This is a genomic window from Arthrobacter sp. MPF02, assembly GCF_046605375.1.
Lineage (GTDB): Bacteria > Actinomycetota > Actinomycetes > Actinomycetales > Micrococcaceae > Arthrobacter.
Map to the genome: position 1 here is coordinate 609409 of NZ_CP176772.1, position 25594 is coordinate 635002.

Annotated in this window: 24 protein-coding genes and 3 tRNA genes; 14 read left to right on the top strand and 13 right to left on the bottom strand. The window is 66.6% G+C overall.

Annotated features, from left to right (window positions below):
* The first annotated feature begins 109 nt into the window (after positions 1 to 109).
* Positions 110 to 985 (top strand): fumarylacetoacetate hydrolase family protein, encoded by an 876-nt coding sequence (locus ACLH0K_RS02900; RefSeq protein WP_411375375.1) that lies wholly within the window; start codon positions 110 to 112, stop codon positions 983 to 985.
* On the opposite strand, the gene ACLH0K_RS02905 is transcribed toward ACLH0K_RS02900, so the two are convergent.
* Genes ACLH0K_RS02905 through ACLH0K_RS02920 form a run of 4 tightly spaced genes read right to left on the bottom strand, consistent with a single transcriptional unit; the run spans position 982 to position 4485 of the window.
* Entirely contained in the window at positions 982 to 1374 is a 393-nt protein-coding gene (locus ACLH0K_RS02905) for a universal stress protein (protein WP_411375376.1), read from the bottom strand. The two genes, ACLH0K_RS02900 and ACLH0K_RS02905, sit on opposite strands and share 4 nt — an antisense overlap.
* Positions 1371 to 2975 carry a tripartite tricarboxylate transporter permease gene (locus ACLH0K_RS02910; RefSeq protein ID WP_411375377.1) on the bottom strand — a complete coding sequence of 535 codons (1605 nt, stop codon included), beginning with the start codon at positions 2973 to 2975 and terminating at the stop codon, positions 1371 to 1373. Before ACLH0K_RS02910 ends, ACLH0K_RS02905 begins: the two co-directional genes overlap by 4 nt.
* Positions 2975 to 3478: a tripartite tricarboxylate transporter TctB family protein gene (locus ACLH0K_RS02915; protein WP_411375378.1), complete on the bottom strand. Its 504-nt coding sequence runs from the start codon at positions 3476 to 3478 to the stop codon at positions 2975 to 2977. The genes ACLH0K_RS02910 and ACLH0K_RS02915 overlap by 1 nt, the downstream gene beginning before the upstream one ends.
* On the bottom strand, positions 3475 to 4485 hold the full coding sequence (locus ACLH0K_RS02920; protein WP_411375379.1) for a Bug family tripartite tricarboxylate transporter substrate binding protein: 1011 nt from the start codon (positions 4483 to 4485) through the stop codon (positions 3475 to 3477). The genes ACLH0K_RS02915 and ACLH0K_RS02920 overlap by 4 nt, the downstream gene beginning before the upstream one ends.
* 297 nt (positions 4486 to 4782) lie before the next feature.
* Between ACLH0K_RS02920 and ACLH0K_RS02925 the strand changes: the two genes are divergently transcribed.
* Together ACLH0K_RS02925 and ACLH0K_RS02930 are read left to right on the top strand one after the other, a co-directional pair.
* Positions 4783 to 6357, top strand: coding sequence for an ATP-binding protein (locus tag ACLH0K_RS02925; protein ID WP_411376392.1), 1575 nt, complete (start codon positions 4783 to 4785; stop codon positions 6355 to 6357).
* A complete protein-coding gene (locus ACLH0K_RS02930) occupies positions 6354 to 7019 on the top strand; it encodes a response regulator (RefSeq protein ID WP_411375380.1) in 666 nt (221 codons plus the stop codon). Before ACLH0K_RS02925 ends, ACLH0K_RS02930 begins: the two co-directional genes overlap by 4 nt.
* 24 nt (positions 7020 to 7043) lie before the next feature.
* Here ACLH0K_RS02930 and ACLH0K_RS02935 read toward each other — a convergent pair whose 3' ends face one another.
* The 3 genes from ACLH0K_RS02935 to hutG all read right to left on the bottom strand — a co-directional run bounded on the left by ACLH0K_RS02935 (position 7044) and on the right by hutG (position 9617).
* Positions 7044 to 8054 (bottom strand): cation diffusion facilitator family transporter, encoded by a 1011-nt coding sequence (locus ACLH0K_RS02935; RefSeq protein WP_411375381.1) that lies wholly within the window; start codon positions 8052 to 8054, stop codon positions 7044 to 7046.
* Positions 8051 to 8542 (bottom strand): transporter substrate-binding domain-containing protein, encoded by a 492-nt coding sequence (locus ACLH0K_RS02940; protein WP_411375382.1) that lies wholly within the window; start codon positions 8540 to 8542, stop codon positions 8051 to 8053. The genes ACLH0K_RS02935 and ACLH0K_RS02940 overlap by 4 nt, the downstream gene beginning before the upstream one ends.
* Positions 8543 to 8633: 91 nt before the next feature.
* The gene (gene hutG / locus ACLH0K_RS02945; RefSeq protein WP_411375383.1) at positions 8634 to 9617 is read right to left on the bottom strand and encodes a formimidoylglutamase; all 984 of its coding nucleotides are present in this window, start codon (positions 9615 to 9617) and stop codon (positions 8634 to 8636) included.
* Positions 9618 to 9788: 171 nt separating this feature from the next.
* Between hutG and ACLH0K_RS02950 the strand changes: the two genes are divergently transcribed.
* Complete coding sequence (locus ACLH0K_RS02950; protein WP_411376393.1) at positions 9789 to 11093, top strand: cation:proton antiporter; 1305 nt, start codon at positions 9789 to 9791, stop codon at positions 11091 to 11093.
* Between the two features lie 2 nt (positions 11094 to 11095).
* Here the strand turns inward: ACLH0K_RS02950 and ACLH0K_RS02955 are convergent, their stop codons facing one another.
* Positions 11096 to 12538 carry an NCS2 family permease gene (locus ACLH0K_RS02955; RefSeq protein WP_411375384.1) on the bottom strand — a complete coding sequence of 481 codons (1443 nt, stop codon included), beginning with the start codon at positions 12536 to 12538 and terminating at the stop codon, positions 11096 to 11098.
* 108 nt (positions 12539 to 12646) lie between these two features.
* Between ACLH0K_RS02955 and ACLH0K_RS02960 the strand changes: the two genes are divergently transcribed.
* Positions 12647 to 13258, top strand: coding sequence for a copper resistance protein CopC (locus tag ACLH0K_RS02960; protein WP_411375385.1), 612 nt, complete (start codon positions 12647 to 12649; stop codon positions 13256 to 13258).
* A gap of 12 nt (positions 13259 to 13270) precedes the next feature.
* Here ACLH0K_RS02960 and ACLH0K_RS02965 read toward each other — a convergent pair whose 3' ends face one another.
* Entirely contained in the window at positions 13271 to 13894 is a 624-nt protein-coding gene (locus tag ACLH0K_RS02965; RefSeq protein ID WP_411375386.1) for an NAD(P)-binding protein, read from the bottom strand.
* Between the two features lie 464 nt (positions 13895 to 14358).
* Between ACLH0K_RS02965 and ACLH0K_RS02970 the strand changes: the two genes are divergently transcribed.
* The 4 genes from ACLH0K_RS02970 to ACLH0K_RS02985 all read left to right on the top strand — a co-directional run bounded on the left by ACLH0K_RS02970 (position 14359) and on the right by ACLH0K_RS02985 (position 18596).
* A complete protein-coding gene (locus tag ACLH0K_RS02970) occupies positions 14359 to 15399 on the top strand; it encodes a universal stress protein (protein ID WP_411375387.1) in 1041 nt (346 codons plus the stop codon).
* Positions 15400 to 15560: 161 nt separating this feature from the next.
* Positions 15561 to 16739 carry a LolA family protein gene (locus tag ACLH0K_RS02975; protein WP_411375388.1) on the top strand — a complete coding sequence of 393 codons (1179 nt, stop codon included), beginning with the start codon at positions 15561 to 15563 and terminating at the stop codon, positions 16737 to 16739.
* Entirely contained in the window at positions 16736 to 17728 is a 993-nt protein-coding gene (locus ACLH0K_RS02980) for an ABC transporter ATP-binding protein (RefSeq protein WP_411375389.1), read from the top strand. The genes ACLH0K_RS02975 and ACLH0K_RS02980 overlap by 4 nt, the downstream gene beginning before the upstream one ends.
* Positions 17718 to 18596, top strand: a complete 879-nt coding sequence (locus tag ACLH0K_RS02985; RefSeq protein ID WP_411375390.1) for an ABC transporter permease — start codon at positions 17718 to 17720, stop codon at positions 18594 to 18596. The genes ACLH0K_RS02980 and ACLH0K_RS02985 overlap by 11 nt, the downstream gene beginning before the upstream one ends.
* Before the next feature lie 9 nt (positions 18597 to 18605).
* Here the strand turns inward: ACLH0K_RS02985 and ACLH0K_RS02990 are convergent, their stop codons facing one another.
* From ACLH0K_RS02990 to ACLH0K_RS03000, 3 genes are read right to left on the bottom strand one after another with little or no spacing between them, the layout of a single operon-like run.
* Entirely contained in the window at positions 18606 to 19526 is a 921-nt protein-coding gene (locus ACLH0K_RS02990) for a cation diffusion facilitator family transporter (RefSeq protein WP_411375391.1), read from the bottom strand.
* 10 nt (positions 19527 to 19536) lie between these two features.
* Positions 19537 to 19965, bottom strand: coding sequence for a metallopeptidase family protein (locus ACLH0K_RS02995; protein ID WP_411375392.1), 429 nt, complete (start codon positions 19963 to 19965; stop codon positions 19537 to 19539).
* A 9-nt stretch (positions 19966 to 19974) separates the two neighbouring features.
* Complete coding sequence (locus ACLH0K_RS03000; protein WP_411375393.1) at positions 19975 to 20970, bottom strand: DMT family transporter; 996 nt, start codon at positions 20968 to 20970, stop codon at positions 19975 to 19977.
* 126 nt (positions 20971 to 21096) lie between these two features.
* Here ACLH0K_RS03000 and ACLH0K_RS03005 point away from each other — a divergent pair, with 126 nt between their 5' ends.
* A complete protein-coding gene (locus ACLH0K_RS03005) occupies positions 21097 to 21777 on the top strand; it encodes a DsbA family protein (RefSeq protein WP_411375394.1) in 681 nt (226 codons plus the stop codon).
* Between the two features lie 34 nt (positions 21778 to 21811).
* Here the strand turns inward: ACLH0K_RS03005 and ACLH0K_RS03010 are convergent, their stop codons facing one another.
* Complete coding sequence (locus tag ACLH0K_RS03010; RefSeq protein ID WP_411375395.1) at positions 21812 to 22849, bottom strand: PHP domain-containing protein; 1038 nt, start codon at positions 22847 to 22849, stop codon at positions 21812 to 21814.
* Positions 22850 to 23014: 165 nt separating this feature from the next.
* Here ACLH0K_RS03010 and ACLH0K_RS03015 point away from each other — a divergent pair.
* The 4 genes from ACLH0K_RS03015 (at position 23015) to ACLH0K_RS03030 (ending at position 25593) form a co-directional block, all read left to right on the top strand.
* Positions 23015 to 23087, top strand: a tRNA-Glu gene (locus tag ACLH0K_RS03015).
* A 91-nt stretch (positions 23088 to 23178) separates the two neighbouring features.
* Positions 23179 to 23252, top strand: a tRNA-Asp gene (locus tag ACLH0K_RS03020).
* 48 nt (positions 23253 to 23300) lie between these two features.
* Positions 23301 to 23376: transfer RNA gene (locus ACLH0K_RS03025), tRNA-Phe, on the top strand.
* Between the two features lie 618 nt (positions 23377 to 23994).
* Positions 23995 to 25593, top strand: a complete 1599-nt coding sequence (locus ACLH0K_RS03030) for a glycoside hydrolase family 68 protein (RefSeq protein ID WP_411375396.1) — start codon at positions 23995 to 23997, stop codon at positions 25591 to 25593.
* Position 25594 lies beyond the last annotated feature (1 nt).

Consider the following 25594-nt stretch of genomic DNA (forward strand, 5'->3'; position numbering starts at 1 on the left):
GCCTGCCCAAATGGCGGCCGGTCATAAACGGGGAATTTTGCCGCAGTATCCCTGTGGGCCACGATGGAAGTCCGTTCGCAAAAGAACCGTGGACCAAAGGAGCTGCACCGTGAAGATCATGCGCCTGGGCGACGCCGGCAAGGAACAGCCGGTTGTCATGGTGGACGCCGGCGGCGGCTCCCGGCAGTATTTCAGCCTCTTGTCCCTGGCCGGGGAGGTTGACGGGGGTTTCCTGGCGGGCGGTGGAATCGGCCGTGTCCGGGAGGCGTTGGCGGCGGGAATCTTGCCGGTCCTGGAAGGGGCAGAAGGCCTCCGCGTCGGTTCCCCTGTAGTCAGGCCGGGATCCGTGGTGGGCATCGGCATGAATTACGCAGCCCACGCGGCTGAGTCAGGCTCGGCGCCGCCGGAAGTTCCGGTCATGTTCCTCAAGCCGGGCAATACCGTCACCGGCCCGTATGATCCGGCAGCGGTTCCGCCGCGGTCCACCAGGTTCGACTGGGAGGTGGAGCTGGCGATCGTGATCGGCAGGGAAGCCAGCTACCTGCCGGACACCGTAACTGCCAAAGCGTGCATCGCCGGTTACGTCACGGCAAACGACTTTTCTGAACGGGAGTACCAGCTCCCCGGAGCGGCCGGGCAGTGGACCAAGGGCAAGACCTTGCCCGGTTCCACCCCGCTGGGCCCATGGCTGGTTCCGGCGGAGGACATCGACGGCGGCAACCTCGCCCTGCGCAGCTGGGTCAACGGTGAATTGCGGCAGGATTCCAAGACGTCGGAGCTGATTTTCGATGCTCCCACGCTGGTCCACCACTGCAGCCAGTACATGCTGCTGGAGCCCGGTGATGTGATCCTCACCGGGACTCCAGAGGGTGTGGCGCTAAGCGGCCGTTTCCCCTACCTCCAGCCGGGAGACGTGGTGGAGGTAGAGGTGGACGGGCTGGGCCGCCAGCGCCAGGAACTGTACCGCGCCGGCGGCGGCGCCTAACCGGCCTTGACGGCGAGGACGGGGCAGTCCGCCTCCAGCAGGATCCTCTGCGACGTGCTGCCCATGATGAGCTTGCCCACCGGAGTGCGGCGGCGCAGGCCGATCACAATCAGCTCCGCATTGTTCTCCTCTGCGGCGTCCAGCACCTCGGCGGCGGCATCGTGTCCACGGACCGGCTGCTTGATCACATGGTCGATGCCCTGGGTGGCCAGACGGTCCTCAATGCTTTGGATCTCCGGCTCCTGGGCGTAGCGGTTATCAACCAGGGCGTCGCCCTTGGACGAGTTGATCACCAGCAGTTTGGTGTTGCTCTTCCGGGCCTCGGCGATGGCCTGGGTCAGGGCCGCTTCGCCTTCCGGGGTGGGGACGTATCCAACCACGATAGTCATGGCAGCTCCTTGTTGTCTGAGTGATGGACGTGGACCTCGTGCGGACCGTGTTCGCCTTCGACGGCACGTACCCCATCGGCTTTGGTTCCGTCTGCCTGGGCCGGTGCAGCTACGGCCGGGCGGTTGCGCCGCACCAGCTTGAAGAGCAGCGGCCAGACCAGGATGAGGGCCACGATGACGTAGATGACGACGGCGATCGGCTCACTGAAGAGCCCTGCCGGGTCACCGGCGCTGAGCTGCAGGGTCTTGCGCAACTGGCCTTCGATCCGCGGGCCAAGGATGACACCGAGGATCAGCGGCAGCACCGGAAGGCCGAAGCGCCGCATCATGAAGCCCAGCGCACCAAGCACCAGCAGGATCGCCAGGTCGAACGCCTGCAGGTTCACCGAGTAGGCGCCCAGGGTGGCGAAGAAGAGGATGCCCGCGTAGAGGTAGGGGCGGGGAAGCTGCAGCAGCTTGGCCCACAGCGGTGCCAGGGGCAGGTTGATCAGCAGGAGCAGCAGGTTGCCGATGAAGAGGCTGGCAATGAGGGCCCACACCAGAGGTCCCTGGCTTGAGAACAGCTGTGGTCCGGGCTGGATGCCGTAGGTGGTGAAGGCTGCCAGCATGACGGCGGCCGTGGCGTTGGTGGGCAGGCCGAGGGCCAACATGGGGGTCAGGGTGCCCGCGGCGGCCGCGTTGTTGGCAGCTTCCGGACCGGCGACGCCCTCGATGGCGCCCTTGCCGAATTCCTCCGGGTGCTTGGACAGCCGCTTCTCGGTGACGTAGGACAGGAACGTCGGAATTTCCGCCCCGCCTGCCGGCAGCGCGCCGAACGGGAAGCCGAAGGCCGTGCCGCGGAGCCACGGCTTCCAGGATCGGCGCCAGTCCTTCCGGCCCATCCACGGCCGGCCCACCGGGATCACATGCAGGGGGGTGCGGCGCAGGTGTGCCGCTACCCAGAGTGCTTCACCAACGGCGAAGATGGCCACCGCCACCACCACAATGTCCAGCCCGTCCGCGAGCAGCGGCTGGCCAAACGTCAGGCGCCGCTGGCCCGTGACGGAGTCGATGCCCACCAGGCCGATGGCCAGGCCAAGGCCCAGCGAGGCGAAGCCGCGCAGCCGGGACGATCCCAGGACGGCGGTGACGGCCAGCAGCGCCAGCACCATGATCGCGAAGTAGCTCGGCGCGCCCAGGCTCACGGCGAAGTCAACAACGACGGGCGCGAAGACAGCCAGGAGGGCGGTGCCAATGGTGCCGGCCACGAAGGAGCCGATTGCCGCCGTCGCAAGCGCCTGCGCCGCGCGGCCCGCCTTGGCCATTTTGTTGCCCTCGATCGCCGTCACCACGGATGACGATTCACCGGGAGTGTTAAGCAGGATCGAGGTGGTGGAGCCGCCGTACATGCCGCCGTAGTAGATGCCGGCGAACATGATGAACGCACTGGTGGGTTCCAGGGCGTAGGTGACGGGCAGGAGCAGCGCAACGGTCATGGCCGGGCCGAGGCCCGGAAGGACGCCGACGGCGGTGCCCAGTAGCACGCCGATCACGGCGTACAGGAAGTTCATGGGGGTCAGGGCGGTGGCGAAACCGTCCAGCAGGGAGGACCAGACGTCCATTAGAGGATTCCTTCCAGGAGTCCGGCCGGCAGTGCGATGCCCAGGCCAAGGTAGAAGCCGTAGAAGGTCAGCAGGGAAAGGACCACGGAGATGATGCCGTCCCGGATGTAGTGGCGGCTGCCCAGGGCCAGGACGCTGCCCCAGAACAGCAGCGTTCCGGAGATAACCCAGCCTGCCCAGTCGATCAGGAGGATGTTCAGGATGAAGGCGCCCGCGAGGGGCAGGACGGTCTTCCAGTCGGCCGGATGGCCGAGTTCGATGTCCTCGCCGCCTTCTGCTTCGCCCTTGCCGCCGCGCAGGACGTTCACCGCGAGCAGTACGGCGCAGGTGACCAGCAGCCCGGCAACGATGAACGGCACCGTCTTGGGGCCCACCGGGTCGGACTGCGAGTAGGGAACGGAGAGGCGGTTGGCGTCGAGGAAGACCAGGACGCCGGCCGCGCCGAGCAGGAGGGCGACCCCCAGCTCGGCGCGGCCTTTCAGGCCTGTGGGCAAGGAGCTCACGCCAGGCCCAGTTTCGTCAGGACGTCCGCCACCCGCTTGTCCTGCTCGGCGAGGAAGGACTCGAACTCGTCACCGGTGATGAAGGCGTCAGTCCAGCTGTTGGTCTTCAGGGCTTCCTTCCAGCCTTCGCTGCCGTGCATCTTCTCGAGCGCGGCGATCAGGGACGCCTTGTCCTCCTCGCTGATGCCCGGAGGGGCCACAATGCCGCGCCAGTTGGTGAACACCAGGTCGATGTTGGATTCCTTCAGCGTGGGCGCGTCGACACCCTCGAGGCGTTCCTCGCCGCTGGTGGCCAGGACGCGGATTTCACCCGACTTGATCTGCTGCAGGTACTCGCCCGCGCCGGAAGCGGCAAAGCCGAGCTTGTTGCCGAGGATGGCGGGGAGAAGGTCGCCGCCGCCGTCGTAGGAGACGAAGTTGACCTTGGTGGCGTCGATGCCCACCGCGCCTGCCAGCTGCATGGGAAGCAGGTGGTCCGGGCCGCCGGGGGAGGAGCCGCCGCCGACGGAGATGGAGGCGGGGTCGGCCTTCCAGGCCTTCACCAGGTCGTCGATGGTCTGGAACGGGGAGTCCTTGCTGACCATGATGGCGCCGGGCTCCTCGATCAGGCGGGCCAGCGGGGTGGTCTCGGTGAGCTTGGACTCGGACTTGTTGGTGTAGCTTGCGCCCACGACGCCCAGGCCCATCAGCATGGTGAGGTCGCCGTTGCCCTTTTCGTTGACAACGCGTGCCAGGCCGACGGTGCCGCCGGCACCCGCGAGGTTGAACACTTCGGTGTTGTTGGAGATCTTCTCGTCGTCGAGGACCTTGGCGGCGGCGCGGGCGGTGGTGTCATAGCCGCCGCCCGGGGTGTTCGGGACCATGATCTGGAGTCCGGTGATGGGGCCGGCGGCGGCGCCGGAGCTCTCCACACCCGTGGAGCTGTTGCCGGTGGCACCGCAGCCGGTGGCCATCAGGGCGATGCCGGCGGCGACTGCGGCGATTCGCAATGCGCGGATCTGGCGCATGGTGTTCCTCTTCTCTGAAAAACGGGCAGGACTGACTTGGTATTTCGATGCTAGGTTCCGCCGTGATGCCGGTCACTCTTGTGTACGCAGAGAAAGTTAAGTTCATTTCGTTCACGTTTCCGCAGCCCCGCCGTGGCCGGGCCGGCGCTCCCGCCAGGGTCCCCGCGTGCCGGGCGGTGCCTGGGGTATAGTTCCGGTACGCCGGGCGTGGTGCGCAGTCCGCGCGACTGTGCGCATCCACCTGCGGTATCAAGACCACCACCAAAAGGAATCCAGGCAGTGACTCGACGAAGAGGGATGTCCCTCGCGGGCCAGTACCTCGTGCTGCAGTTGCTGATTGTCCTGGCGGTGCTGGTGGCTGTCGTCGCCATCTCGCTGGCCCAGTCCGCCGCCACGTTCGAACGGGTGGAAGGCCGCCGTGCGCTCTCTGCCGCCGAGGCCCTCGGCAGCAACCCGGCCGTGCGCGAACTGCTGCCCGCCGCCGAGCCCCGGACCGGAGCCGCGCTTCCGGCCGTGGCCGAATCCATCCGTACCGTTTCCGGGTCGAGCCAGGTGGCGCTGGCTAAAAAGGACCGGACAGTCGTTGCCTCCTCGGATCCCGGCCTTCTGGGCCACCAGCTGGAACTGGGGGAGAGCCGGGTCATGGAGGGCCGCGCCTGGACTGGGGTGGTCGATGGGTCCGGGGCCGCCATGCTGTCCGCGCACGTCCCGGTCCTGAACGACGCCGGAGAGATGATTGGTATCGCCGCCATCAGCAGGAACTACCCCACCACGCTGGAACGCCTGGGCGACGCCGTCCCGAACCTGCTGACCTATGTGGGCGTGGCCAGCATCCTGGGTATCGCCGGGTCATTCCTGCTGTCCCGGCGGGTCAAACGGCAGACCCTGGGCATGGAACCGAGCGAGATCACCGGCCTGGTGGAGAATCGGGAGGCAATGCTCCACGGGCTCAAGGAAGGCGTAGTGGCCCTCGACCCGCACGAGCGGATCACCGTGGCCAACGACAGTGCCCGGGAACTGCTGGGACTGCCCGCGGACTGCGTGGGCAAGAGGCTCGCCTCCCTTCCAGTTGACCCGGCTGTGAAAGTGGTGCTCACCCGAAACCAGCAAGAGCCCGACCAGCTGGTGCTCGTGGGGGAGCGGCTGGTGGTCCTCAACCGCGTTCCCATCCGGTCGCGCGGCCGGGAGATAGGCTCCGTCGCAACGCTGCGCGACAGGACGGAGCTGTCCGAGCTGGAGCAGGAACTGGGAACCACCCGCACGGCCACGGACACCCTCCGGGCCCAGGCCCACGAGTTCGCAAACCAGCTGCACGTGATCTCCGGGCTCATCCAGATCGGTGACTACGATTCCGTGGTGCAGTTCGTCAACGGGGCCACGGTGGACCGCACCCGGCTCAATGACGAGGTGACCGCACGGATCCAGGATCCCGCCCTTGCCGCGCTGCTCATCGCCAAGTCCAGCCTGGCCGCTGAACGCAACGTCGCGCTCCAGCTGGATCCCGAATCCCGGCTGGCGCCGGTCAGCGACGAACTTTCCCGCGACCTGGTCACGGTGGCGGGCAACCTGGTGGACAATGCGTTCGACGCCGTCTCCGGGGTGGGTGCGGCATCCGTGCAGGTGCTGGTGGAGGACAGCGGCGGCCAGGTTACGCTCACCGTCCGGGACAACGGGCCCGGGGTACCCGCAGGGGCAGCGGAGGACATCTTCAAGCAGGGGTTCACCACCAAGGATTCCGTGCGGGAGGGCGGTCGCGGATTCGGTCTGGCGCTTTCCCGCGTGGTCTGTCGCCGCTCCGGCGGCGACCTCACGGTGGACAATGACAACGGGGCCGTCTTCACGGCCCGCTTCACAAGGGGTGCGCGGAAATGATCAAGGTCCTGATTGTCGATGACGACTTCATGGTGGCCAAAGTCCATGCCGGGTTCATCCAGCGGACGCCCGGCTTCACCGTGGTGGGCGCTGCGCACACGGGTGCCCAGGCCGTCGTCGAAACTGAACGCCTCCAGCCGGACCTGGTGCTGCTGGACATCCACCTGCCGGACATCAACGGACTGGACCTCATGCAGCAGCTGCGCGGCGTCGCCCCGGAACTCGACGTGCTGGTGATCAGCGCTGCCCGGGAAGTGGAGACGGTGCGGAAGGCGTTGCGCGGCGGCATTGTGCACTACCTCATCAAGCCTTTCTCCCAGACGGACCTGCAGGAGCGGCTGGAGCATTACCGCAGCGCCTACCAGGGCCTTGATTCCGCCAAGGACGTGGCCGAGCAGTCGGACGTCAACCGCGTGTTCGGGCTGGACCGCAGCGAACGGCCGCTGCCCAAGGGCTGCAGCGTGGAGACACTCAAGCTGGTGGAATCTGCCCTGAAGGAGGCCGACGGCGACCTTTCGGCTGCCGAAGTTGCCGAACAGTTGGGTACGTCCCGGGTCAGCGCCCGCCGGTACCTCGAATACCTGCACGACGAAGGCCTCCTGGAGGTCCGCCTCAAGTACGGGGTGGGGCGTCCCGAGCGCAGGTACCTGCTCAAGGCGTAGCGGCGGATGGCGCGGGCGGAAGCTTCAGCGCTCGCCGCCGGACGTGGGTCCGGGAAGGAATTCGGTAGGTAGTTCCGACACCGGGACGATCACCATGTCCTGGACCTTCCAGTCCATGGCGATGCAGGCCTGTCTCGCTTCTTCAAGCTGATCGAGGGTTGGCAGGGCCTGCGACGCGGGAACAACGAAGGACTCCACGTGGAACACGTGGCCCTCGTCCCGGATCCGGGATTTCGCGTCCCCGGTCCAGTCGAGGCTGCGGAGGTAGTCGTCCAGCCGGCGCCCCAAGGGGTGGGGTTCTGAGTCGTCGTAGGTCATGGCGCGTTTATCCATCAGTGCGGAGACAGCCGCGCGGGTGTTCTTGAAACCGTCGTGCAGGATGCTCGCGGCGATGATCAGCGCTGCGGCGTAGTCTGCCCACCACAACCCGAATCCAATGCCCGCCACCCCTACAACGGCGGCGACGGCGGTCATCCAGTCCGCCTTGTTCATGTCCGCGTCGGCGTACAGCACCTTGTCGTGCAGCTTTTCCGCGAGCTTCATTTTGGCCCTGCCCAGGAAAACGGGTGGCGCCGCCGTCAGCACCATCACGCCCATCATCAGCCAGCCCAGCCAGATGGTGACGCCGAAAAGCTCGATGCCGCCAATAGTGGGGTGTTCTGCCCTGATCAGGCCCAGCGCGGACTCCACCAGCAGGTAGCCGCCCATCACCGTCAGGGCAACCGCCGCCACCAGGTGGGCCACCCCTGTGGACCGGTGGTAACCGTAGGGATGCTTTTCGGAGGGCGGTTTTCGGATCGCGTGTGCAGCCAGCAGGAACGAGAGGGGCGGCAGGAAAGAGAGCAGGTCCTCAATCCATGCGGCCTTCATGGCCTGCGAATTGCCCAGCACCAGGAACACCAGTGTGGTGGTCACCGCCAGGAAGCCAATGGTTATCCACTCGATCCTCCTGGCCTTGCGCAGCGCTTCCTGCTGCTCGGCCGGCAGCCTGGTATGTCCGAACCGGGTGCCGCTGCTGCTGTCCACGTTTGTCATTGCGACTCCTTGGGCGCCAGCAGGAACCTGTCCAGTTCAAGCAGAAAGGCATTTTCGCCCAGCCGGACAAGCATGACGTGCTTGCGGAGGTTCCCGCGTCCGTCCCTCGACTCGGTGTAGGGGCGGGTCAGTCCGGCATGCGTCGTCCAGGGCGTTTTGTCGTCCAGGCCACCGATCACAATATCGAGCGCACCGTGCTTGAGTTCTTCGGCCAGGACCTGTTCGGTTCCCTGCACCCATTCCACCTTGGCGCCCACCTGGTTAGCGAACTGCTGGATCAGTTCGGCCTCACTCCCTTCCACCCGGTCCGGGCGGATGCCGCTGGTTGAGGTGATCCGCACCCAGTCGCCATTGGGGCTGGCCCCCACCCGGAGGGTGCCGCCGCGGACCCTTTCCAGGGTTCCTTCCGGGTCCGCCGGGTAGGTTCCGCAGCCGGCAAGGGCCAGCAGCGCTGCCACCAGAAGGACCACAATGTTGCCCCGCCTCATGTGCAGCTCCTTCCACCATGTCCTTGAGCATCATGATAGACAGCATGCTTACCATGCGGAAAACCCCGTGGTTTCGCGGTGGAAGCTGTCTTCAGCGCAGCAGGGTATCCAGCAGCCGGGCTGCTACCCGCGCCGTCCGGCCGTCGATGTCGAGGGCCGGGTTGAGTTCGGCGATGTCCAGGTGGATCAGCTTCCCGCTCGACACCACCTGCCGGCACACAGCGCTGATGACAGGCAGCGGTACACCAAAGCCCGCAGGGGCGCTGACCCCGGGGGCCGTCGCGGCCGGCAGGACATCCAGATCGATGGTCAGGTACAGCACGTCGATGTCCGCCAGGAAGGATGCCACGAACGCGCGCACGCGCTCAGCCCCGCAGTCCTCGTCCAGCAGGTACGGCACGCCGAGCCGGCGGGCGGTCTCGAAAAGGGCCCGGGTGTTACCGGTTTCGGAAATTCCGACGACGGCGTAACGGAAATCGCGCCCCGCGGCGGCTTCGGCGCGGGCCATCTGAAGGAACGGCGTTCCGGAAGTCGGGACCGGCTCGTCACGCAGGTCGAAGTGGGCATCGAGGTTCAGCACGCCCAGCCGGCTGCCCTCCTGTACCGCCCGGCATGCGCTCACCCCCAGGTAGCTGGCGTAGGCGGTTTCGTGGCCGCCACCCAGGACCGCCGCCAGGTAGCCGGCGTCGAGCAGCTCCGTCACCACGTTCCCGAGCCGCGCCTGGGCATCCTCGAGCCTGCCGCCGGACACCGCCACGTCTCCGGCATCCAGCACGATCCGGTCGAGGTGGAAGGCCAGGGGTGCCAGAGCCTTACGGATGGCGGCCGGCGCGGCGGAAGCTCCGGTCCTGCCTTTGTTGCGGCGCACGCCTTCATCGCTCGCGAAGCCCAGCAGGGCGGCCGGCCGGGAGGGTTCCCGGGGCTTGGGAGGCGCCCATGTGCCTGCAGCATCGGCGGCGGCGTAGGCATACGGCGCCACCGCCTGCCACCAGCGGCGGTGCTCCGGGCCGTCCCCGTCAAAGCGTCCGGTCCAGGGCTGGGGCAGGAGGTCAACGGCAGGTTTCACGGAACTCATGGTTCAAGCTCACCGCATGCCATGTGCTAAAACCAGCAGTGCCGCCGTCGCGGTGTCTGGAATGCAAGAACAGCGCGGTAAAGGGTACGGGCTATGGTGAAGCAATTCACCGGGACCCTTGGGGCGCTGGCTGCGCCGTACGGGAGCCACGACACAGGCCGGAGAACACTTTTGTTTGAAGCACCCAATGTCCTGTTTGCCGCAGCAGGGGTAGCGGTATTTATCGCTGCCGTGCTGCCCAAGCTGCTGCGCAACATGCCGTTCTCCATGCCAATGGTCTTCCTAGGCGCCGGAATGGCGGCGTTTGCCTTCATTCCCACCCTTCCCGACCCCGACCCCCTGGCGCACGGTGACTTCGTAACGCACTTTTCCGAAATCTGCGTCATCATCTCGCTCATGGGTGCCGGCCTCGCCCTCGACCGGCCGCCGGGACGGAGGAGTTGGTCCACCACCTGGCGGCTGCTGGGCATCGCCATGCCCCTGTGCATCATCGTCCTGACCCTGCTGGGGCTGTGGTTCCTTGGACTGGGACTGGCTGCCGCGCTGTTGGTGGCGTCCAGCCTGGCACCCACGGACCCCGTCCTGGCCTCTGAAGTGCAGGTGGGGGAGCCTGCCGATGAGGCTGAAGGCGCCGAGAACGAGGACGAGGTGCGCTTTGGGCTTACATCGGAAGCCGGCCTCAATGACGGGCTGGCTTTTCCTTTCGTCTACCTGGCCATCGCCATCAGCATCGTGGGCTCCTCCCCGACGGCCTGGTTTCCGGAGTGGTTTGCGGTGGATGTGCTGTGGCGGCTGGCCGTTGGGCTGTTGCTGGGCTTCCTCACCGGCAAGGTGCTGTCCCGGATTTTCTTCTCTGCCCGGAAGGAAAGCCTGCGGTTGTCCAACCACTCGGAGGGATTCGTTGCGCTCGCTGCCACCTTTTTGGCCTACGGCGTCACCGAGATGGTCGAAGGCTACGGGTTCATCGCAGTGTTTGTCTGCGCCGTGACCATCCGCGCGGCGGAACGCACCCACGGCTACCACCGCGTGCTGCACTCTTACATTGAACAGGTGGAGCGGCTCCTGACCGTGGTAATCCTGGTGCTGCTTGGCGGCGCGATTGCGCGCGGCCTGCTCGATGCCATTGGCTGGACAGAGGTGCTGGTGGCGCTGGCGTTCCTGCTGCTGGTGCGCCCGCTTGCGGGTTGGCTGGGGTTGCTGCGCGGGAAGACCGGCCCGCGGGAACGCATCGCCCTCTCGTTCTTCGGCATCCGCGGGATCGGCTCGCTTTACTACCTCTCCTACGCGCTGGGCAAGGGAGAGTTTGGGGACCAGGCGGAGTGGCTGTGGGGGTTTGTGGGCCTGGTGGTGGCGCTGTCCATCGTGATCCACGGCGCCACCACGTCTCCACTGATGAACCGGCTGGACCGGCTCCGCGAGCAGAAGGCCCGGGCGGTGTCCGGGGACGAGGGCCTCGCCCCGAACACTCCCGTCTAGGGCTACATGCCCAGTGCGGCCTCGATGGGACCAACTGCGAAGAACAGCAGGAATGCCCCCGCCACCGCCCACATCAGCGGGTGGATTTCCCTGACCCGGCCCTGGAACGTGCGGATCAGGACGAACGAGATGAAGCCCGCGCCCAGTCCGTTCGCGATCGAGTACGTGAAGGGCATCAGGGTGAAGGTCAGGAACGCGGGAATGGCGATGCCCCAGTCCTGCCAGTCGATCTTGCCTACCTGGGAGACCATCATGAAACCCACCACCACCAGGGCCGGGGCCACGGCCTCGAAGGGGACGAGGTTGATGAGCGGTGTGAAGAACATGGCCACCAGGAACAGCAGGCCGGTGACGATCGAGGCCACCCCGGTGCGGGCGCCCTCACCGATGCCGGCGCCGGCCTCGACGTAGATCTGGTTGGAGGAAACCGAGGCGCCGCCGCCGGCAATTGCGCCCAGCGCGTCCACCTGGAGGACGCGGTCGACGTTGGGAATGTTGCCGTGTTCGTCCACAGTGCCCGCCTCATTCGCCAGGCCCACCATGGTGCCCATGGCGTCGAAGAAGATGCTGAGCAGGATCACGAAGGCCAGCAGGGTGGCGGCCACGAAGCCCAGGTGCTCGAACGCGCCGAACGGGTTCGCCTTGCCGATCAGGGACAGGTCGGGGGCAGCCCATCCGGAGAACGCCGGCGACACCAGGGACCAGCCCTGCGGGTTGAACGGCTTGCCTTCCTGCACGCTGGGGCCGATGTGCAGGGTCATCTCCAGGAGCACGGCGATGACCGTGGAGGTGATGATGCCGATCAGGATGGCACCCTTGACCTTGCGGACCACCAGCGCGATGGTGAGCACAAGGCCAAAGACGAACACGGCCGTCGGCCAGCCCAGGAGCTTGCCTTCAAAACCCAGGCCCACAGGAACAGTAGTGCCGGCGACGTCAGGAATGCGGCGGACAAAGCCTGCGTTGACCAGGCCGATCAGCGCGATGAACAGGCCGATGCCCACCACGATCGCGGTCTTGAGCCCGTCCGGAACGGCTTTGAAGACAGCGGTGCGGAAACCGGTGAGGACCAGGATCAGCATGGTGACGCCGGCGAGGACCACGAGGCCCATCATGTCCGGCCAGGTGAGGCCGGGGTTGGTGGCGACCGTGACGGCAACGAAGGCGTTGACGCCCAGGCCGGTGGCCAGCGCGAACGGGTGCTTGGCCCAGGCCCCCATCAGGATGGTCAGGATGCCCGCGACGAACGCGGTCACGGCCGCAACTGCGGTGAATCCCAGCGAATTGCCGCTGGAATCGGGCCCGGAGAGGATCAGCGGGTTCAGCACCACGATGTAGCTCATGGCGAAGAACGTGGCGAAGCCGCCACGGATTTCGCGCGACCAGTTGGAGCCGCGCTCGGTGACCTTGAAATACCGGTCGAGGGCAGAGCCTTGCTTAAGCATTAGTCCTCCGGGGAAGTTTGGGGATAACTGCATCCTATGGGGGCGGCGGCAGGACGGCCGGCAAATTCCCCTAGTCTGTAAGGAAGCCAACACAAGGAGCAGTCCCGCATGCGCCCCATCCGCCCCCTGCTGAGCCTCCTGCTCGGTCCCTTCTTCCTTGCCGCCGCCCTGGGCTTCGCAGGTCCCGCCGCCGCCCATGACGCTGCCGAATCCAGCAACCCGGAGCAGGGGGCCTCCCTGCCTGCCCCGCCGGAACAGGTCTCGGTGACCTTCAACAACAACCCGCTTGGCATCGGCGCCTCCATCTCGATCAAGGACGCCGCAGGAACGGAATGGGCGGACGGCCCGGTGCAGATCGTGGACAACGTGGCGTCGCAGAAGTTGCGGGCGGGAGGACCTGCGGGCGAATACACGGTGTCCTGGCGCGTGGTCAGCTCGGACTCGCACCCCATCGAGGGCAGCTTCGGCTTCACCGCGGCCGGCGCGGCAGGGGGGACACCCCAGGCAACAGGCACGACGGCGCCCGCTGCAGTTCCGGGCATGGGCACGGCTGAGCCTGGGGTCACCGCCGAACCGTCGGTGCCGGCAGATTCCGGAGAGCCGTTCCAGTGGAGCATTGTAGTCTTCGCCGCGGCGGCCCTGGGCCTGCTCGCGGCCTTGGCCGTGATTGCCAGGCGCCGGCTCTCCGCCGGGGGCGAAGAACAGGCCGGCGGTGAGTAGCCGGACGGCAAGCTAACAGGTCAGCATCGCAAAGCTCCCCGTTGCGGGAGCTGGCGCCGTGTCCGGATTTACCTTGGCCGAGATGGCCTGGCCCACCGTTTTGGCCTGGCGCAGCACCTCCTTGGGGGAGGGGGTAATAAGTTCGCCAACGCCCACCAGGTAAATTCCGATGGCCCGCATGGCTGCCGCCAGGTTCCGTCCCACTGCGATGCCGAAGTCGTTTATCATCCGCCGGAGCTGGCTGTGGGCACACCGGGTCAGCACGATATGGTCCGCCACCAAAATCCCGGTGGGAGTGTGGACCTCCCACTGCGGCAGGGCGGCCTCGGGCAGGGACTGGGCCATAGTCAGCTGCACCGCACGGGTGGTGTTGCGCACGTCCACGTGGTGGCTGGCCGCGTAGTTCCGCAGGTGCCGGAGGATTTCGTTCCGTTCCCGCAGGGTGTCGGAATCGGCCGCATCACAGCGCTGCAGGGACGTGGTATTAGCCGGCTGGGCCGCGCCCAGGATGTCCAGTCCGTCCACCACGATGGAATCAATGCCGCGCCGCCGCAACTCTGCGGCAACGGCCAGGCCGGAGAGGCCTGTCCCTATGATCACGGTGGTGGTCTGTTCGGTCCCGGCATTTCCAGGCATGCTTGACACCACAGTTTCCCTTCCTTCGAAGTTTCGGCAGGTGCCGGCATCCTCGCCGGCGCGCGTCCCGTGTTCCCCAAAGTCCGGCCGCAGCACGTTGGCGGGCAGCAGCCAACGGAAATTGAAGCTGGCGTCCCCGACCAACAATGTCTCGAAGACTACAGAACATTTCCAGCCATGGATAGCCCAAAACACCAACATTTTTCTGCAGGTGAACAGGCTTTCCGGCGGCCTGTGGAAAGGTTCCGGCGGGGCCGTGGAAACGGTGTGGAAAGGCTGTGGATAACGTGTGGATCACAGCCGCGTTACGCGCTTGCTAAGCAGGATGCGACGGAGAATAGTGAGAAGCGGAAGCGGGCGTGTCGCAGGGTGCCTTGCCGCTGTTGGCCAGGTGCTCGGGAAACGTCCCGCTTCTGGCAGAATAGCCGCAACATCTGGCAGGCACAGCGCAAGGAGGCGGCCCCATGGGCGCACAAGAGTTGCATCCGGACCCGGCCCGGGACGGTGGTGGAACCTCGGCCGCACCCGAAGGGATCGTGGTGGGCGTCGACGGCTCCGACCATGGCCAGTGCGCGCTGGTGTGGGCGGCCCGTGAAGCCCAGCGCCGCCGTCGTCCCCTGCATATCGTCACCGCTTACTCGGTGCCGATTTTCGCCGCCTCCGGTTTGGACGGTGGTTACGCCACCGTCGACGACTCCGTCATCCGCGAGGGCGCCGAGGCGATCGTCAGGCAGGCGCTCCAGAAGGTGTCCGCCTACGACATTGAAGTGACTTCTTCCGTGGAGAACGGCGATGCCTCGGGTGTGCTGCTGGACATGTCGCATACCGCGGAGCTGCTGGTGTTCGGCACCCGCGGACGCGGCGGCTTCGTGGGCAGGCTCCTGGGCTCTGTCAGCAGTGCCCTGCCCGCACACGCCAAATGCCCCACGGTAACCGTGCCGCTGGTCTGCTCGGACCGGCTGGGGGAGACCACGGAGGACCGGCGCATCAAGGCCGAACAGGCAAAGGCCGGGCACCAGCGCGTCGAAAACGTAGTGGTGGTGGGCGTGGACGGTTCCGAACAAGCCCGTGTTGCCGTCCTGGAAGCAGCCGCACAGGCCGAACGCCTCGGCGCCACGCTCCGCGTGGTGTGCGCCGTGCCCCAGTACAGCGGTTCGCTGGCCTGGGTTCCCGCGCCAATGGACCGGAAGGCGCTTTTTGCGGACATCCAGGTGACCCTTGATGCGGGAATGGCCTGGCTCCGCAGCCACTATCCCGCTCTTCCCACGGAGTCCCGGTTGGTCGACGGCTCGCCCGTGGATGTCCTGGTGGAGGCCAGCCGGCACGTGGAGCTTGTGGTCGTGGGTACCCGCGGCCGGGGCGGCTTCACGGGAATGCTCCTGGGATCCACCTCGGATGGCGTCCTGCACCACGCCAAAGGTCCCGTCATGGTGGTCCCGGACCGGGAAGACCCCCGCCTGGCGGACCGGTCCCGTTTCGGGCCCATGCTCGACGACGCCGCCTGACCGGCCACACAGCCCGGACGCCAGGGAACTCGTGGACACGCCAGTGCAGGGGACAGCGCCGGGCTGGTCCGGGAACTAAGGGGACGGCCGGGCGGCAGCGGACTTGCCCTAAGGGGAATCGGGCACGTGTCCAGCCGCCGCCGCAGGCGTAATCTTGAGCTATGGGCTCATGGGTGCGCTGGGTTCCAGCCGTTGCCGCTCCTGCAGTAATCGCCGCCGGTGTCCTGGCGGGGACCATCCCGGCACGTGCCGGGAACCCCCTGCCCGAAAAAACACCCGCAGAAGTCCTGGCCCTGGTCCAGGAGCACAAGACCCACACGTTCTCAGGCACCGTCGAGCAGTCCTCGGACGCGGGGCTGCCGGAACTGCCTGCCGGACCGTCTTCCGGTCCGGCTTCAGCCGGCGGAGCAGCGTCGGTCTTCGAACTCCTCTCGGGCGAGCACACTGCGCGCGTGTACATGGACGGCAAAACCAAGGTCCGCCTCCAACTGGTGGACCGGCTGGCTGAGCGTGACCTGGTCCGCCGGGACCGGGACGTCTGGTTCTACTCCTCCAAGGACAACTCCGCGGCACATGTGACCCTGCCCGCCACGGGGGAGGACCTGCCCCTGCCTGTCCACCCGGACCAGCCGGCCCCCGGCGCCCCGCCTGCCGGCGGCCCGGAACCGGGTGCCGCCGAGTTGCCCACGCCCGGGGAGATCGCGGAGCGCCTCCTAGCCAGGGTTGACCCCACCACGGCCGTCACGGTGGGTGAAGACGTGGAAGTGGCAGGCCGCAACGCCTACAACCTGCTGCTTGAGCCACGCACGGAAGCAACCCTGGTGGGGCAGGTTGCCATCGCCGTGGACGGTGAAACCGGGATGCCACTGTCCGTCCAGGTGACCGCACGGGGTACCGCCGCGCCTTCCTTCACCGCCGGCTTCACCAGCCTGTCCTTTGACGTGCCGGAGAATTCGCTCTTCACCTTCGTGCCTCCGCCGGGCAGCACGGTGAAGGAACTGCAGGCGGCCGATTCCCCCCGCTGGCCGCTCAGCTTCCGGACCCCGGGCATGATCATCACACCCGAACAACTCGCCGCCATCCGCACACACCCCGCCCGCCCGTCTGTTAGCGGCAAGGGGTGGGAAGCCGTGCTGGAGATCCCTGCCGCGGCAGCGGGCCAAACGCTGGCTGAATCCCTGCTGAAGGATCCGCTGCTGTCCCAGGCCGCCGTCGTCGTTCCCGGCGGGCGGCTGCTGTCCACCACGCTCCTCAATGTCCTGATCGCCGACGACGGCTGCATCCTTGCCGGCATGGTGCCGCCGGACCGGCTGCAGGTTGCCGCCTCGGCGGCTCCGTGAGCCCGGCAGGCGGTACCGGCTCCGGGACGCCCGGGCTGACTATCGAGACGCAGGGCCTGACCAAACGGTTCGGCCACCAGGTTGCCGTAGACGGCGTGGATCTCGCTGTTCCGCCGGGTTCCGTGTTCGGTTTCCTCGGCCCTAATGGTTCCGGCAAGACCACTACGATCCGCATGCTGCTGGGGCTTGCGGCGGCGTCGGCGGGGACCGTCAACCTGCTGGGCATGGAGATGCCCGTGCGGTTCCGAGACGTGCTGCCACGGGTGGGGGCTTTGGTGGAGGGGCCGGCGTTCTACCCTTTCCTGTCCGGCGCCGCGAACCTCCACCGGCTGGATGCCGCAGGCCCCCGCACGGTGCCTGCCACCCGCAGGGCAAGGGTCAACCAGGCCTTGGAACGGGTGGGGCTTTCACACGCCGCCGGCAAGAAAGTCCATGCCTACTCGCTGGGCATGAAGCAGCGGTTGGGCATAGCCAACGCGCTGCTTTCGCACCGCGACCTGCTGGTCCTGGACGAGCCCACCAACGGGCTCGACCCCCAGGGCACCCGCGAAGTCCGCAACCTGGTCCGTTCCCTGGCCCGTGACGGCGCGACCGTCTTTGTGTCCAGCCACCTCCTGGCCGAGGTGGAACAGATGTGCACGCATGCTGCCGTGATGAGTGCAGGCAGGCTGGTGGCGCAGGGGCCGCTGGCGGACCTGCGCCGCGCCGGCAACGTCCGGATCCGGCTGGTGACTCCCGACGCCGGAAACGCGCGCAGCGTCCTCACAAGGCTGGGCCTGGTGCCGGAGGGCGGGGCAGTTGAGCCCGACGGCGACGTCCTCCTCGCCGGGCTCGGTGCACCTTCCGCGGACGGCGGCCGCCTTCCCGAGGACATTGTGGGACACCTGGTGACTGCAGGCGTCCGGGTCCGGGGGTTCACGGTGGAACGAGAAAGCCTGGAGGACCGCTTTGTCGCGTTGACGGGGGAGGGGTTCGACGTTGCCCAGTAGCATTCCGGCGGAGCTTCCAGGAGAGGCCGCGCAGCAGGCGGGCCGGGCGAAGGAATCCGGGATCTCGCTGATGCTGTCCGAGCTCAAGGTGCTCTTCGGGCGACGCCGTACGTGGGCGCTGCTCCTGGCGCTCGCCGCCATTCCTGTGCTGGTGGCGGTCGCGGTGCGGGTCTCCTCCACGGTCCCGCCGGGCCGCGGACCGGCGTTCCTTGACCGGATCAGCCAGAATGGGCTGTTCGTTGCGTTCACGGCCATGCTGGTGTCCGTGCCGTTGTTCCTTCCGCTCACCGTGGGCGTGGTAGCCGGGGACACGATCGCGGGCGAGGCAAGCCACGGAACCCTGCGGTACCTGCTGGTGGCACCGGCAGGGCGCGTGCGGCTGCTGCTGGTCAAATATGCCAGTGCGCTCGCGTTCTGTGTGGTGGCGCCGTTGACCGTGGGCATCGCCGGCGCGGCCATCGGTGCAGCCCTTTTCCCGGTAGGTCCGGTCACGCTGTTGTCGGGAGACGTCATCGAGCCGGCGGAAGCAGCCGTGCGGATCCTCCTGATCGCCGCGTACCTGGCCGTTTCGCTGGCAGGCCTCTCCGCCGTCGGTCTGTTCCTCTCCACCCTCACGGTCGTTCCGGTGGGGGCGATGGCCGCCACCGTGGTGGTCTCCGTTGTGTCCCAGGTCCTGGACCAGCTGCCGCAGCTTGAATGGCTGCATCCGTGGCTGTTCAGCCATTACTGGCTCGGGTTCGGTGACATGCTCCGCCAGCCGCTCCTGTGGGACTCCTTCATCGACAACGCGCTGCTGCAGGCCGGTTACATTGCCGTTTTCGGGGCGCTCGCATACGGCCGGTTCGTGACCAAGGACGTTCTTAGCTGAGCCGTGCTGCTAGGCGTGCTGCCGCGCCTCGTGTTCGGAGTGGCTGGCCGGTTCAAGCTGGAAGGTGCAGTGGTCGGTGTCGAAGTGCGAGCCCAGGCAGGTGATGAGCTTGTCCAGCAGCTGGTCCGCGCCGCGGGCGTTGAGGACCCCGTCCTCCACCACCACATGGGCGGAGAAGACCGGGACCCCGGACGTGATGGTCCAGATGTGGATGTCGTGGACGTCGGTCACCCCGTCCACGGACAGGATGTGCTCGCGGATCATCTGTACTTCCACGCCCTTGGGGCTCGCCTCCAGCAGCACATCAACAACATCGCGGAGCAGGCTCCAGGCCCTCGGCAGGATCAGTACGGCAATCACCACCGAGGCTATGGTGTCTGCGGCGTTGAATCCGGTGAGCATGATCACCACCGCCGCGGCGATCACCGCGAAGGAACCCAGGAGGTCGCCGAGGACCTCCAGGTATGCCCCGCGGACATTGAGGCTCTCCCGGTGCGCACCATGAAGGATCAGCAGGGACACGATGTTCGCCACCGCGCCGAGGACGGCGGCGAAGAGCATGATCCCGGTTTCCACCTCGGGCGCCGAACCGATCCTGCGGACCGCTTCGGTGATGATCACCACCGAGATCACCACCAGGATGAGCGCGTTGGCCAGGGCGGCGAGCACCTCGGCCCGCTGGTAGCCGTAGGTGCGCGCGTCGCTGGCGGGCCGGCCGGCGATCCACGCAGCCAGGAGCGCGATGGTCACCCCGGCGGCGTCGGAGAGCATGTGCCCGGCATCGGCCAGCAGCGACAGCGACCCGGAGAGGATGGCGCCAACCACCTGGATGAGGACCACCGCAACGGTGATCGCCAGGACGGCCACGAGCCGCTTCCTGTGCTGGCCCGTGGCGGTGGCGGTGATGCCGTGGCTGTGGTTGTGTCCCATGCCTACAAGGCTAGCCCCAGCCCAACTCGTGAAGCCGTTCGTCCGAAATGCCAAAGTGATGTGCCACCTCGTGGACCACTGTCACAGCCACTTCGTGGATCACGTCCTCGCGGGACGAGCAGATTTCCAGGATGGGCCCGCGGAAGATGGTAATCCGGTCCGGCAGGGATCCGGCGTCCCACCACGAACCGCGCTCGGTGAGCGGAACCCCCTCGTAGATGCCCAGCAGGACGGTGTCCGGGTCCTCGTCCGGCCCGGGCACATAGTCATCCTCGATGAACACCGCCACGTTGTCCATGGCGCGGGCCAGTCTCTCCGGAATGCTCTCCAGGGCATCGGAGACGGCTGCTTCGAACTCGTCGGGGGACATACGGAAGCCCATGGGTTCATGGGGGCCTTGAGGGATGATGGGGAGGCCGGGCGGGAGGCTGGCAGGCATACTTCGACCTTAGCGCTGAACCCTGCCCTGGTGCCCGGGCCGCGGGCGGGTCCGGCGGCGGGTCAGGGCCACTCCCACCAGGCAGATCAGGCCGCCCACCAGGCCCAGGGTGGTGGGAATCTCACCGAGGAGAAGCCATGAAATCAGGACAGTGGTGCCCGGCACCAGGTACGTGGTGGCTGCCAGTTTCCCGGCGTCCACCAGCGAGAGGGCGTAGGCCCAGGTGGTGAAGGCGATCGCCGTCGGGAAGATGCCCAGGTAAACCAGGCCGGCCGTCGCCTCCGCCGGTGCTGCCTGGACCTCGGATGCCAGCTGTCCGGCGAACGGCAGGCAGCAGAGCGCGCCCACCAGGATCCCGAACCACGTGGCCTGCGCTGCCGGGACCTTCCGCAGGACCGGCTTCTGGACGATCACGCTGACCGCGGCGAGCACGGCGGCAAGGAGGCAGAGCGCAACGCCCGCCATGTCCGCCGTCGTGCCTTCCCCTGCCCCCGGATTTTGCCCCGCCGCCTGGCCTGATGATCCCACCGCGATCAGTGCCACGCCCGCGAATGCCACCATGCTGCCGATCAGCAGCCAGCGGGGAAAGCCCTCCTTCAGGACAACCCCCGCCATGATGGCCACCAGGATGGGGTTGACGTTGATCAGCAGGGCGCTGGTGCCCGCGTCCAGGACATGCTCGGCGGCGTTCAGTGCCACGTTGTACCCGCCGAACCACATCACGCCGTACGCCAGGATGGGCCACCATTCGCGTCCGCGCGGCAAGTGCCGGCTCTTCAGCAGTTGCGGCAGGACCAGCAGCGAAAGTACGACGGCGGCAATCGCCAGCCTGCCCAGGGTCAGGGAGCCGGGGGAGAAGTGCGGCCCGATCGCCCGGATCCCCACGAAAGCCGACGCCCACAGGACCACGGTGACAATCATGGCTGCCACGCCAAGGGCCCTGACCGGCGCGGGCGCGGACAGCGTGACGGATTCAGTGGTACCGGCGGGGGTGGTTGATGGCATGGAGCAAATGTATCCGGGCGGAGGGGCCGGTGGCTGGCGGAAATCGGCCACGTCTGGCCAACTTCCTGCCAAAGTTGCGCCTACCTTGAGCCGGTGCTGCCTGGCCCCTCGGCTAGGATGCGGGTTATGGTCTCAAGCCCCGCTCCACCCCGTGATCCCGCACGCCTCGCCAGGGCAATAATCTGGATCCTGCTGGCCGTGATTGTGGTGGGCGGGGTTGCCTGGTACGCCATGTTCACAGCGGGCAGGCAGCAGGCCGTGCCGCCTGTTCCAGGCTCCGAACAACTGGTCCGGGCGGACAGCCACCGCCTCACCACGCCCTCCGTGGAGAAGGCCCAACTGGTGGAGTTCCTCGATTTCGAATGCCCCTCCTGCGGTTCCATCCATCCGGTGGTCGAGGAGCTCAAAGCGGAGTTCGGGGACAGGATCACGTTCGTGCACCGGCACTTCCCGCTGTCCATGCACCCGAACTCGGGGCAGGCGGCGCTGGCCGCCGAGGCTGCCGGGCAGCAGGGCAAATACCAGGAGATGGCCAACCGGCTGTTCGAGACCCAGCCCCAGTGGGCCGGGAGCCAGCAGTCCCAGGCGCCGCTGTTCCGCACGTACGCGGCGGAACTCGGGCTGGACCTTTCCCTGTATGACGCCGCCGTGGCTGAGCAACGGACGGAAGAACGCGTGCTGGCGGACATCGCGGACGGCAAGGCCCTGGGCGTGAGCGGCACGCCGACGTTCTTCCTGAACGGCGAGAAACTCACTCCCACCACCAAGGCGGACTTCCGGCAGAAGCTGGCCGACGCCGTCGGTTAGTCTTTTCCCCAGCCCGGATGGGCTGCCGATCCGGCTACTTTGCTGCCCACTCCAGCAGCCGCTCCACCGGCCATGTGGTGATGATCCGGTCCTCCGGGACGTCGTTGCGGGCGGCACGCTCAGCACCGTACTGCAGGAAATCCAGCTGCCCGGGCGCATGCGCGTCGCTGTCAATGGAGAACAGGCAGCCGGCCTCGAGGGCGAGCTGGATCAGCGGGTCCGGCGGATCCTGACGCTCGGGCCGCGAGTTGATCTCCACCGCCACGTTGTTCTCGGCGCAAGCGGCGAAGACTTCTTTGGCATCAAATTCCGACGGCGGACGCGTCCCGCGCGAGCCTTCGACCAGCCGGCCCGTGCAATGGCCCAGGACGTTGGTGTGCCGGGCAGAGATTCCGCCCAGCATGCGCCGGGTCATGGTTTTCCGGTCCGCCCGCAGTTTGGAGTGGACGCTGGACACCACAATGTCCAGCCGGTCCAGCAGCTCCGGCTCCTGGTCCAGCTCGCCCGACTCGAGGATGTCCACTTCGATTCCCGTCAGCAGGCGCACCCTGTGCGGCCGGCCGTCCCCGGCGGCTTGGCCGTTGGCATTGATTGCGGCCACCACGTCCAGTTGGTTGAGCAGCCGTTCCGGGGACAGGCCGTTGGCGATGGTGAGGTTTGGCGAGTGGTCCGTAAGGGCCAGGTATTCACGCCCCAGCACCCCGGCGGCCGCGACCATCAGCTCGATGGGGGAGCCGCCGTCTGACCAGTCGCTGTGGCTGTGGAGGTCGCCGCGGAGGGAATGCCGCAGCTCCGCACCGCCGGTGGCCAGCGGCTGGGCTCCCTTTTCGCGGAGGTCCGCCAGGTAGTCCGGGACCTCACCTGCCACTGCCTGCTGGATGACCTGGTACGTCCGGTCGCCGATGCCCTTCATGGATTTCAGCCGGCCGGTTTTGGTCCGCGCCGCCACTTCCTCCGGAGCCAGGGGGCTGATGGCGGCGGCAGCCTTCCGGAAGGCCTGGACCTTGAAGGTGGCGGCGCGTCCGCGCTCCAGCCAGAAGGCAATCTCATTGAGCGCTGCAACGGCATCCATCAGTCCATCTTTACCTGTCTTTCGCGCCCAGGCACGGTGTTTTTAGCCGATTTTGGATATTCCATGAGTAGGCCCTATAGTTGTTGAGTCCCGTTCGGAGAAACGCAAAGGACAAAGACGGAAAGCTTAGCTTTACGCCTTTTATTTTGTTCCGGACAGGTTCTGGCCCCCATCGTCTAGCGGCCTAGGACACCGCCCTTTCACGGCGGCGGCACGGGTTCGAATCCCGTTGGGGGTACGCAAGGAACTGGTCAAACAGGCTAAAAAAGTCTGGTAGGCTGGAGGCCTTGAAAAAAGCAGTAGGAGTACTGCTAAAGCAAGAAACGCAAGGCCCTGTAGCGCAGTTGGTTAGCGCGCCGCCCTGTCACGGCGGAGGTCGCGGGTTCAAGTCCCGTCAGGGTCGCTCTGATTGCCGGAAGCAATTCCGGCTCTCAAGGTGACTAGTCACCTAGGCTCTGTAGCTCAGTTGGTAGAGCGTTCGACTGAAAATCGAAAGGTCACCGGATCGACGCCGGTCGGAGCCACCACTGGGAAGCATCAGTTCTATGGAACTGGTGCTTTTCTGCTTTAACCAACGCGCCGGCATCTAAGGAACTTCCGGGTCCCGGCACGGCTGCCCCGCCTTTTCGTTGCGGCCCCGCCGTTCTCGACGCGCACCTGCCTAGTCGACCCGCACCTGCCTTGTCGACTCGCACTTACGCATGCGCGCCCCATAGGCCGGTGGCGCCAGGGAACATCCCGATCGCCAGGGAATCTGCGCATCGAAGATTTTATGGCGCGTGCCACAGCCGCCGGGGCAGTCAAGTGAATATTCACGGGGCCTCTGAAACATTTGACTGCCGCAAACCGCTGTGGCACGCGCGCGCCTTGAGATGCGTAAGCGCTTGCACAGCGAGGTCCGGCCAGGTTCTCCGCCGCGCGAAACACGGTTTGAATTGGCGCCAAACGCCTGCCTAGCGTGTAACCCGGCCCGGATACCCCGGTATCCGCAAGGGCCCGCATCGGGACCCCACCCAGGTCCCGCCCCCTCGACACGAAGGCGTCCTCGATGACGCCTGCGGTGTTACCGGGACGCCGGAGTGCGGAGGAACCGGGGCAACCGCCCGTCTTCCACGAACAGTTTCAACTCCGCGAGAAGAGCAATCATGCACAAGCACCCCCAATCACCCCGGATACTGCGGTGGCGGTCTGCCGCCGCGGCACTGGCGGCATCCGTTGCGGCTTCGGCTTTCCTGGCCGTGCCGTCGGCACAGGCGAACGAGCCCGCCGATCCGCCTGCCTCAGAGCAGATACCTGCCCCCACCCCCGGGTTCCCGCTTCCCACGGAACATTCCCAGCAGGCGTTCGATCCGGCGTCGGACTTCACCGCGAAGTGGACCCGCGCCGATGCCAGCCAGATCATGGCGCAGAGTGATCGCAGCGTCGCTCCCGGCCAGAACTCCATGAGCCCCGATGTCACCATGCCGGAAATCCCCGAAGACTTCCCGACCATGAACGAGGACGTCTGGGTCTGGGACACCTGGTCCCTGACGGACGAGCATGCCAACCAGATCAGCTACAAGGGCTATGACGTTATCTTCTCGCTCGTTGCTGACCGCCACGCCGGCTACAACTTCGACCAGCGCCACTGGAACGCCCGCATCGGCTTCTTCTTCCGCAAGACCAACGCCGACCCCGCCAAGGACAAGTGGAACTACGGCGGACACCTCTTCGTGGACGGCTCGTCCATCGGCAATACAGAATGGTCCGGCTCCACCCGCCTGATGCAGGGCAACCACGTGAACGTGTTCTACACAGCGACCACGTTCCACGACGTGGCCGAGCGTAACGCCGGCGGCGGCGGAATCGCCCCGGACGCCGCGATCGCCAAGGCCCTGGGCAACATCCACGCCGACAACGAGCGCGTCTGGTTCGACGGCTTCGAGCACACCAAGCTGCTGGAGCCGGACGGAAAGATGTACCAGACCAAGGAGCAGAACGCCGGCTTCGCGTTCCGTGACCCCTTCACGTTCGCCGACCCCGCGCACCCGGGAAAGACGTTCATGGTCTTCGAAGGCAATACTGCCGGCAACCGCGGCGAGTACCAGTGCACCAAAGAGGACCTGGGCTACCGCGAGGGCGACGCCAACGCCGAATCCCTCGAGGAAGTGAACAGCAGCGGCGCCTTCTACCAGACCGGTAACGTTGGCCTGGCTGTGGCGGACAACAAGGACCTGACCAAGTGGTCCTTCCTCCCGCCGATCCTGTCCGCGAACTGCGTCAACGACCAGACTGAGCGGCCCCAGATCTTCATCCAGAACGAAAACGGCAGGAACAAGTACTACCTGTACACGATCAGCCACCAGTTCACCTACGCCGCCGGCATGCGCGGACCCGACGGCGTCTACGGCTTCGTGGGCGACGGCGTCCGTTCCGACTACCAGCCCGTGAACAACTCGGGCCTGGCCCTTGGTTCCCCGACGGACCTCAACCTGCCGGCCAACAACCCGAGTGGGACCATCTCGGGCCAGCAGAACGGCCGCCAGTTCCAGGCCTACTCGCATTACGTGCAGCCCAATGGCCTGGTGCAGTCGTTCATCGACAACGTCAACGGCGTCCGGGGCGGGTCGCTGTCACCCACGGTGAAGATCAACTTCAGGAACGGCGTCACCCAGGTGGACCGCAGCTTCGGCCAGAACGGCCTCGGCCCGTTCGGCTACCTGCCCACCAACGTCAAGGTCGGCGGCGAAGGCCACTACAAATAGA

Bases quoted from the DNA above. Each gene is read 5' to 3' on its own strand.
- ACLH0K_RS02905 (WP_411375376.1), bottom strand. From the start codon at position 1,374: ATGACTATCGTGGTTGGATACGTCCCCACCCCGGAAGGCGAAGCGGCC.
- ACLH0K_RS02910 (WP_411375377.1), bottom strand. From the start codon at position 2,975: ATGGACGTCTGGTCCTCCCTGCTGGACGGTTTCGCCACCGCCCTGACC.
- ACLH0K_RS02920 (WP_411375379.1), bottom strand. From the start codon at position 4,485: ATGCGCCAGATCCGCGCATTGCGAATCGCCGCAGTCGCCGCCGGCATC.
- ACLH0K_RS02925 (WP_411376392.1), top strand. From the start codon at position 4,783: ATGTCCCTCGCGGGCCAGTACCTCGTGCTGCAGTTGCTGATTGTCCTG.
- ACLH0K_RS02930 (WP_411375380.1), top strand. From the start codon at position 6,354: ATGATCAAGGTCCTGATTGTCGATGACGACTTCATGGTGGCCAAAGTC.
- ACLH0K_RS02935 (WP_411375381.1), bottom strand. From the start codon at position 8,054: ATGACAAACGTGGACAGCAGCAGCGGCACCCGGTTCGGACATACCAGG.
- ACLH0K_RS02940 (WP_411375382.1), bottom strand. From the start codon at position 8,542: ATGAGGCGGGGCAACATTGTGGTCCTTCTGGTGGCAGCGCTGCTGGCC.
- hutG (WP_411375383.1), bottom strand. From the start codon at position 9,617: ATGAGTTCCGTGAAACCTGCCGTTGACCTCCTGCCCCAGCCCTGGACC.
- ACLH0K_RS02955 (WP_411375384.1), bottom strand. From the start codon at position 12,538: ATGCTTAAGCAAGGCTCTGCCCTCGACCGGTATTTCAAGGTCACCGAG.
- ACLH0K_RS02960 (WP_411375385.1), top strand. From the start codon at position 12,647: ATGCGCCCCATCCGCCCCCTGCTGAGCCTCCTGCTCGGTCCCTTCTTC.
- ACLH0K_RS02965 (WP_411375386.1), bottom strand. From the start codon at position 13,894: ATGCCTGGAAATGCCGGGACCGAACAGACCACCACCGTGATCATAGGG.
- ACLH0K_RS02970 (WP_411375387.1), top strand. From the start codon at position 14,359: ATGGGCGCACAAGAGTTGCATCCGGACCCGGCCCGGGACGGTGGTGGA.
- ACLH0K_RS02975 (WP_411375388.1), top strand. From the start codon at position 15,561: ATGGGCTCATGGGTGCGCTGGGTTCCAGCCGTTGCCGCTCCTGCAGTA.
- ACLH0K_RS02990 (WP_411375391.1), bottom strand. From the start codon at position 19,526: ATGGGACACAACCACAGCCACGGCATCACCGCCACCGCCACGGGCCAG.
- ACLH0K_RS02995 (WP_411375392.1), bottom strand. From the start codon at position 19,965: ATGCCTGCCAGCCTCCCGCCCGGCCTCCCCATCATCCCTCAAGGCCCC.
- ACLH0K_RS03000 (WP_411375393.1), bottom strand. From the start codon at position 20,970: ATGCCATCAACCACCCCCGCCGGTACCACTGAATCCGTCACGCTGTCC.
- ACLH0K_RS03005 (WP_411375394.1), top strand. From the start codon at position 21,097: ATGGTCTCAAGCCCCGCTCCACCCCGTGATCCCGCACGCCTCGCCAGG.
- ACLH0K_RS03010 (WP_411375395.1), bottom strand. From the start codon at position 22,849: ATGGATGCCGTTGCAGCGCTCAATGAGATTGCCTTCTGGCTGGAGCGC.
- ACLH0K_RS03030 (WP_411375396.1), top strand. From the start codon at position 23,995: ATGCACAAGCACCCCCAATCACCCCGGATACTGCGGTGGCGGTCTGCC.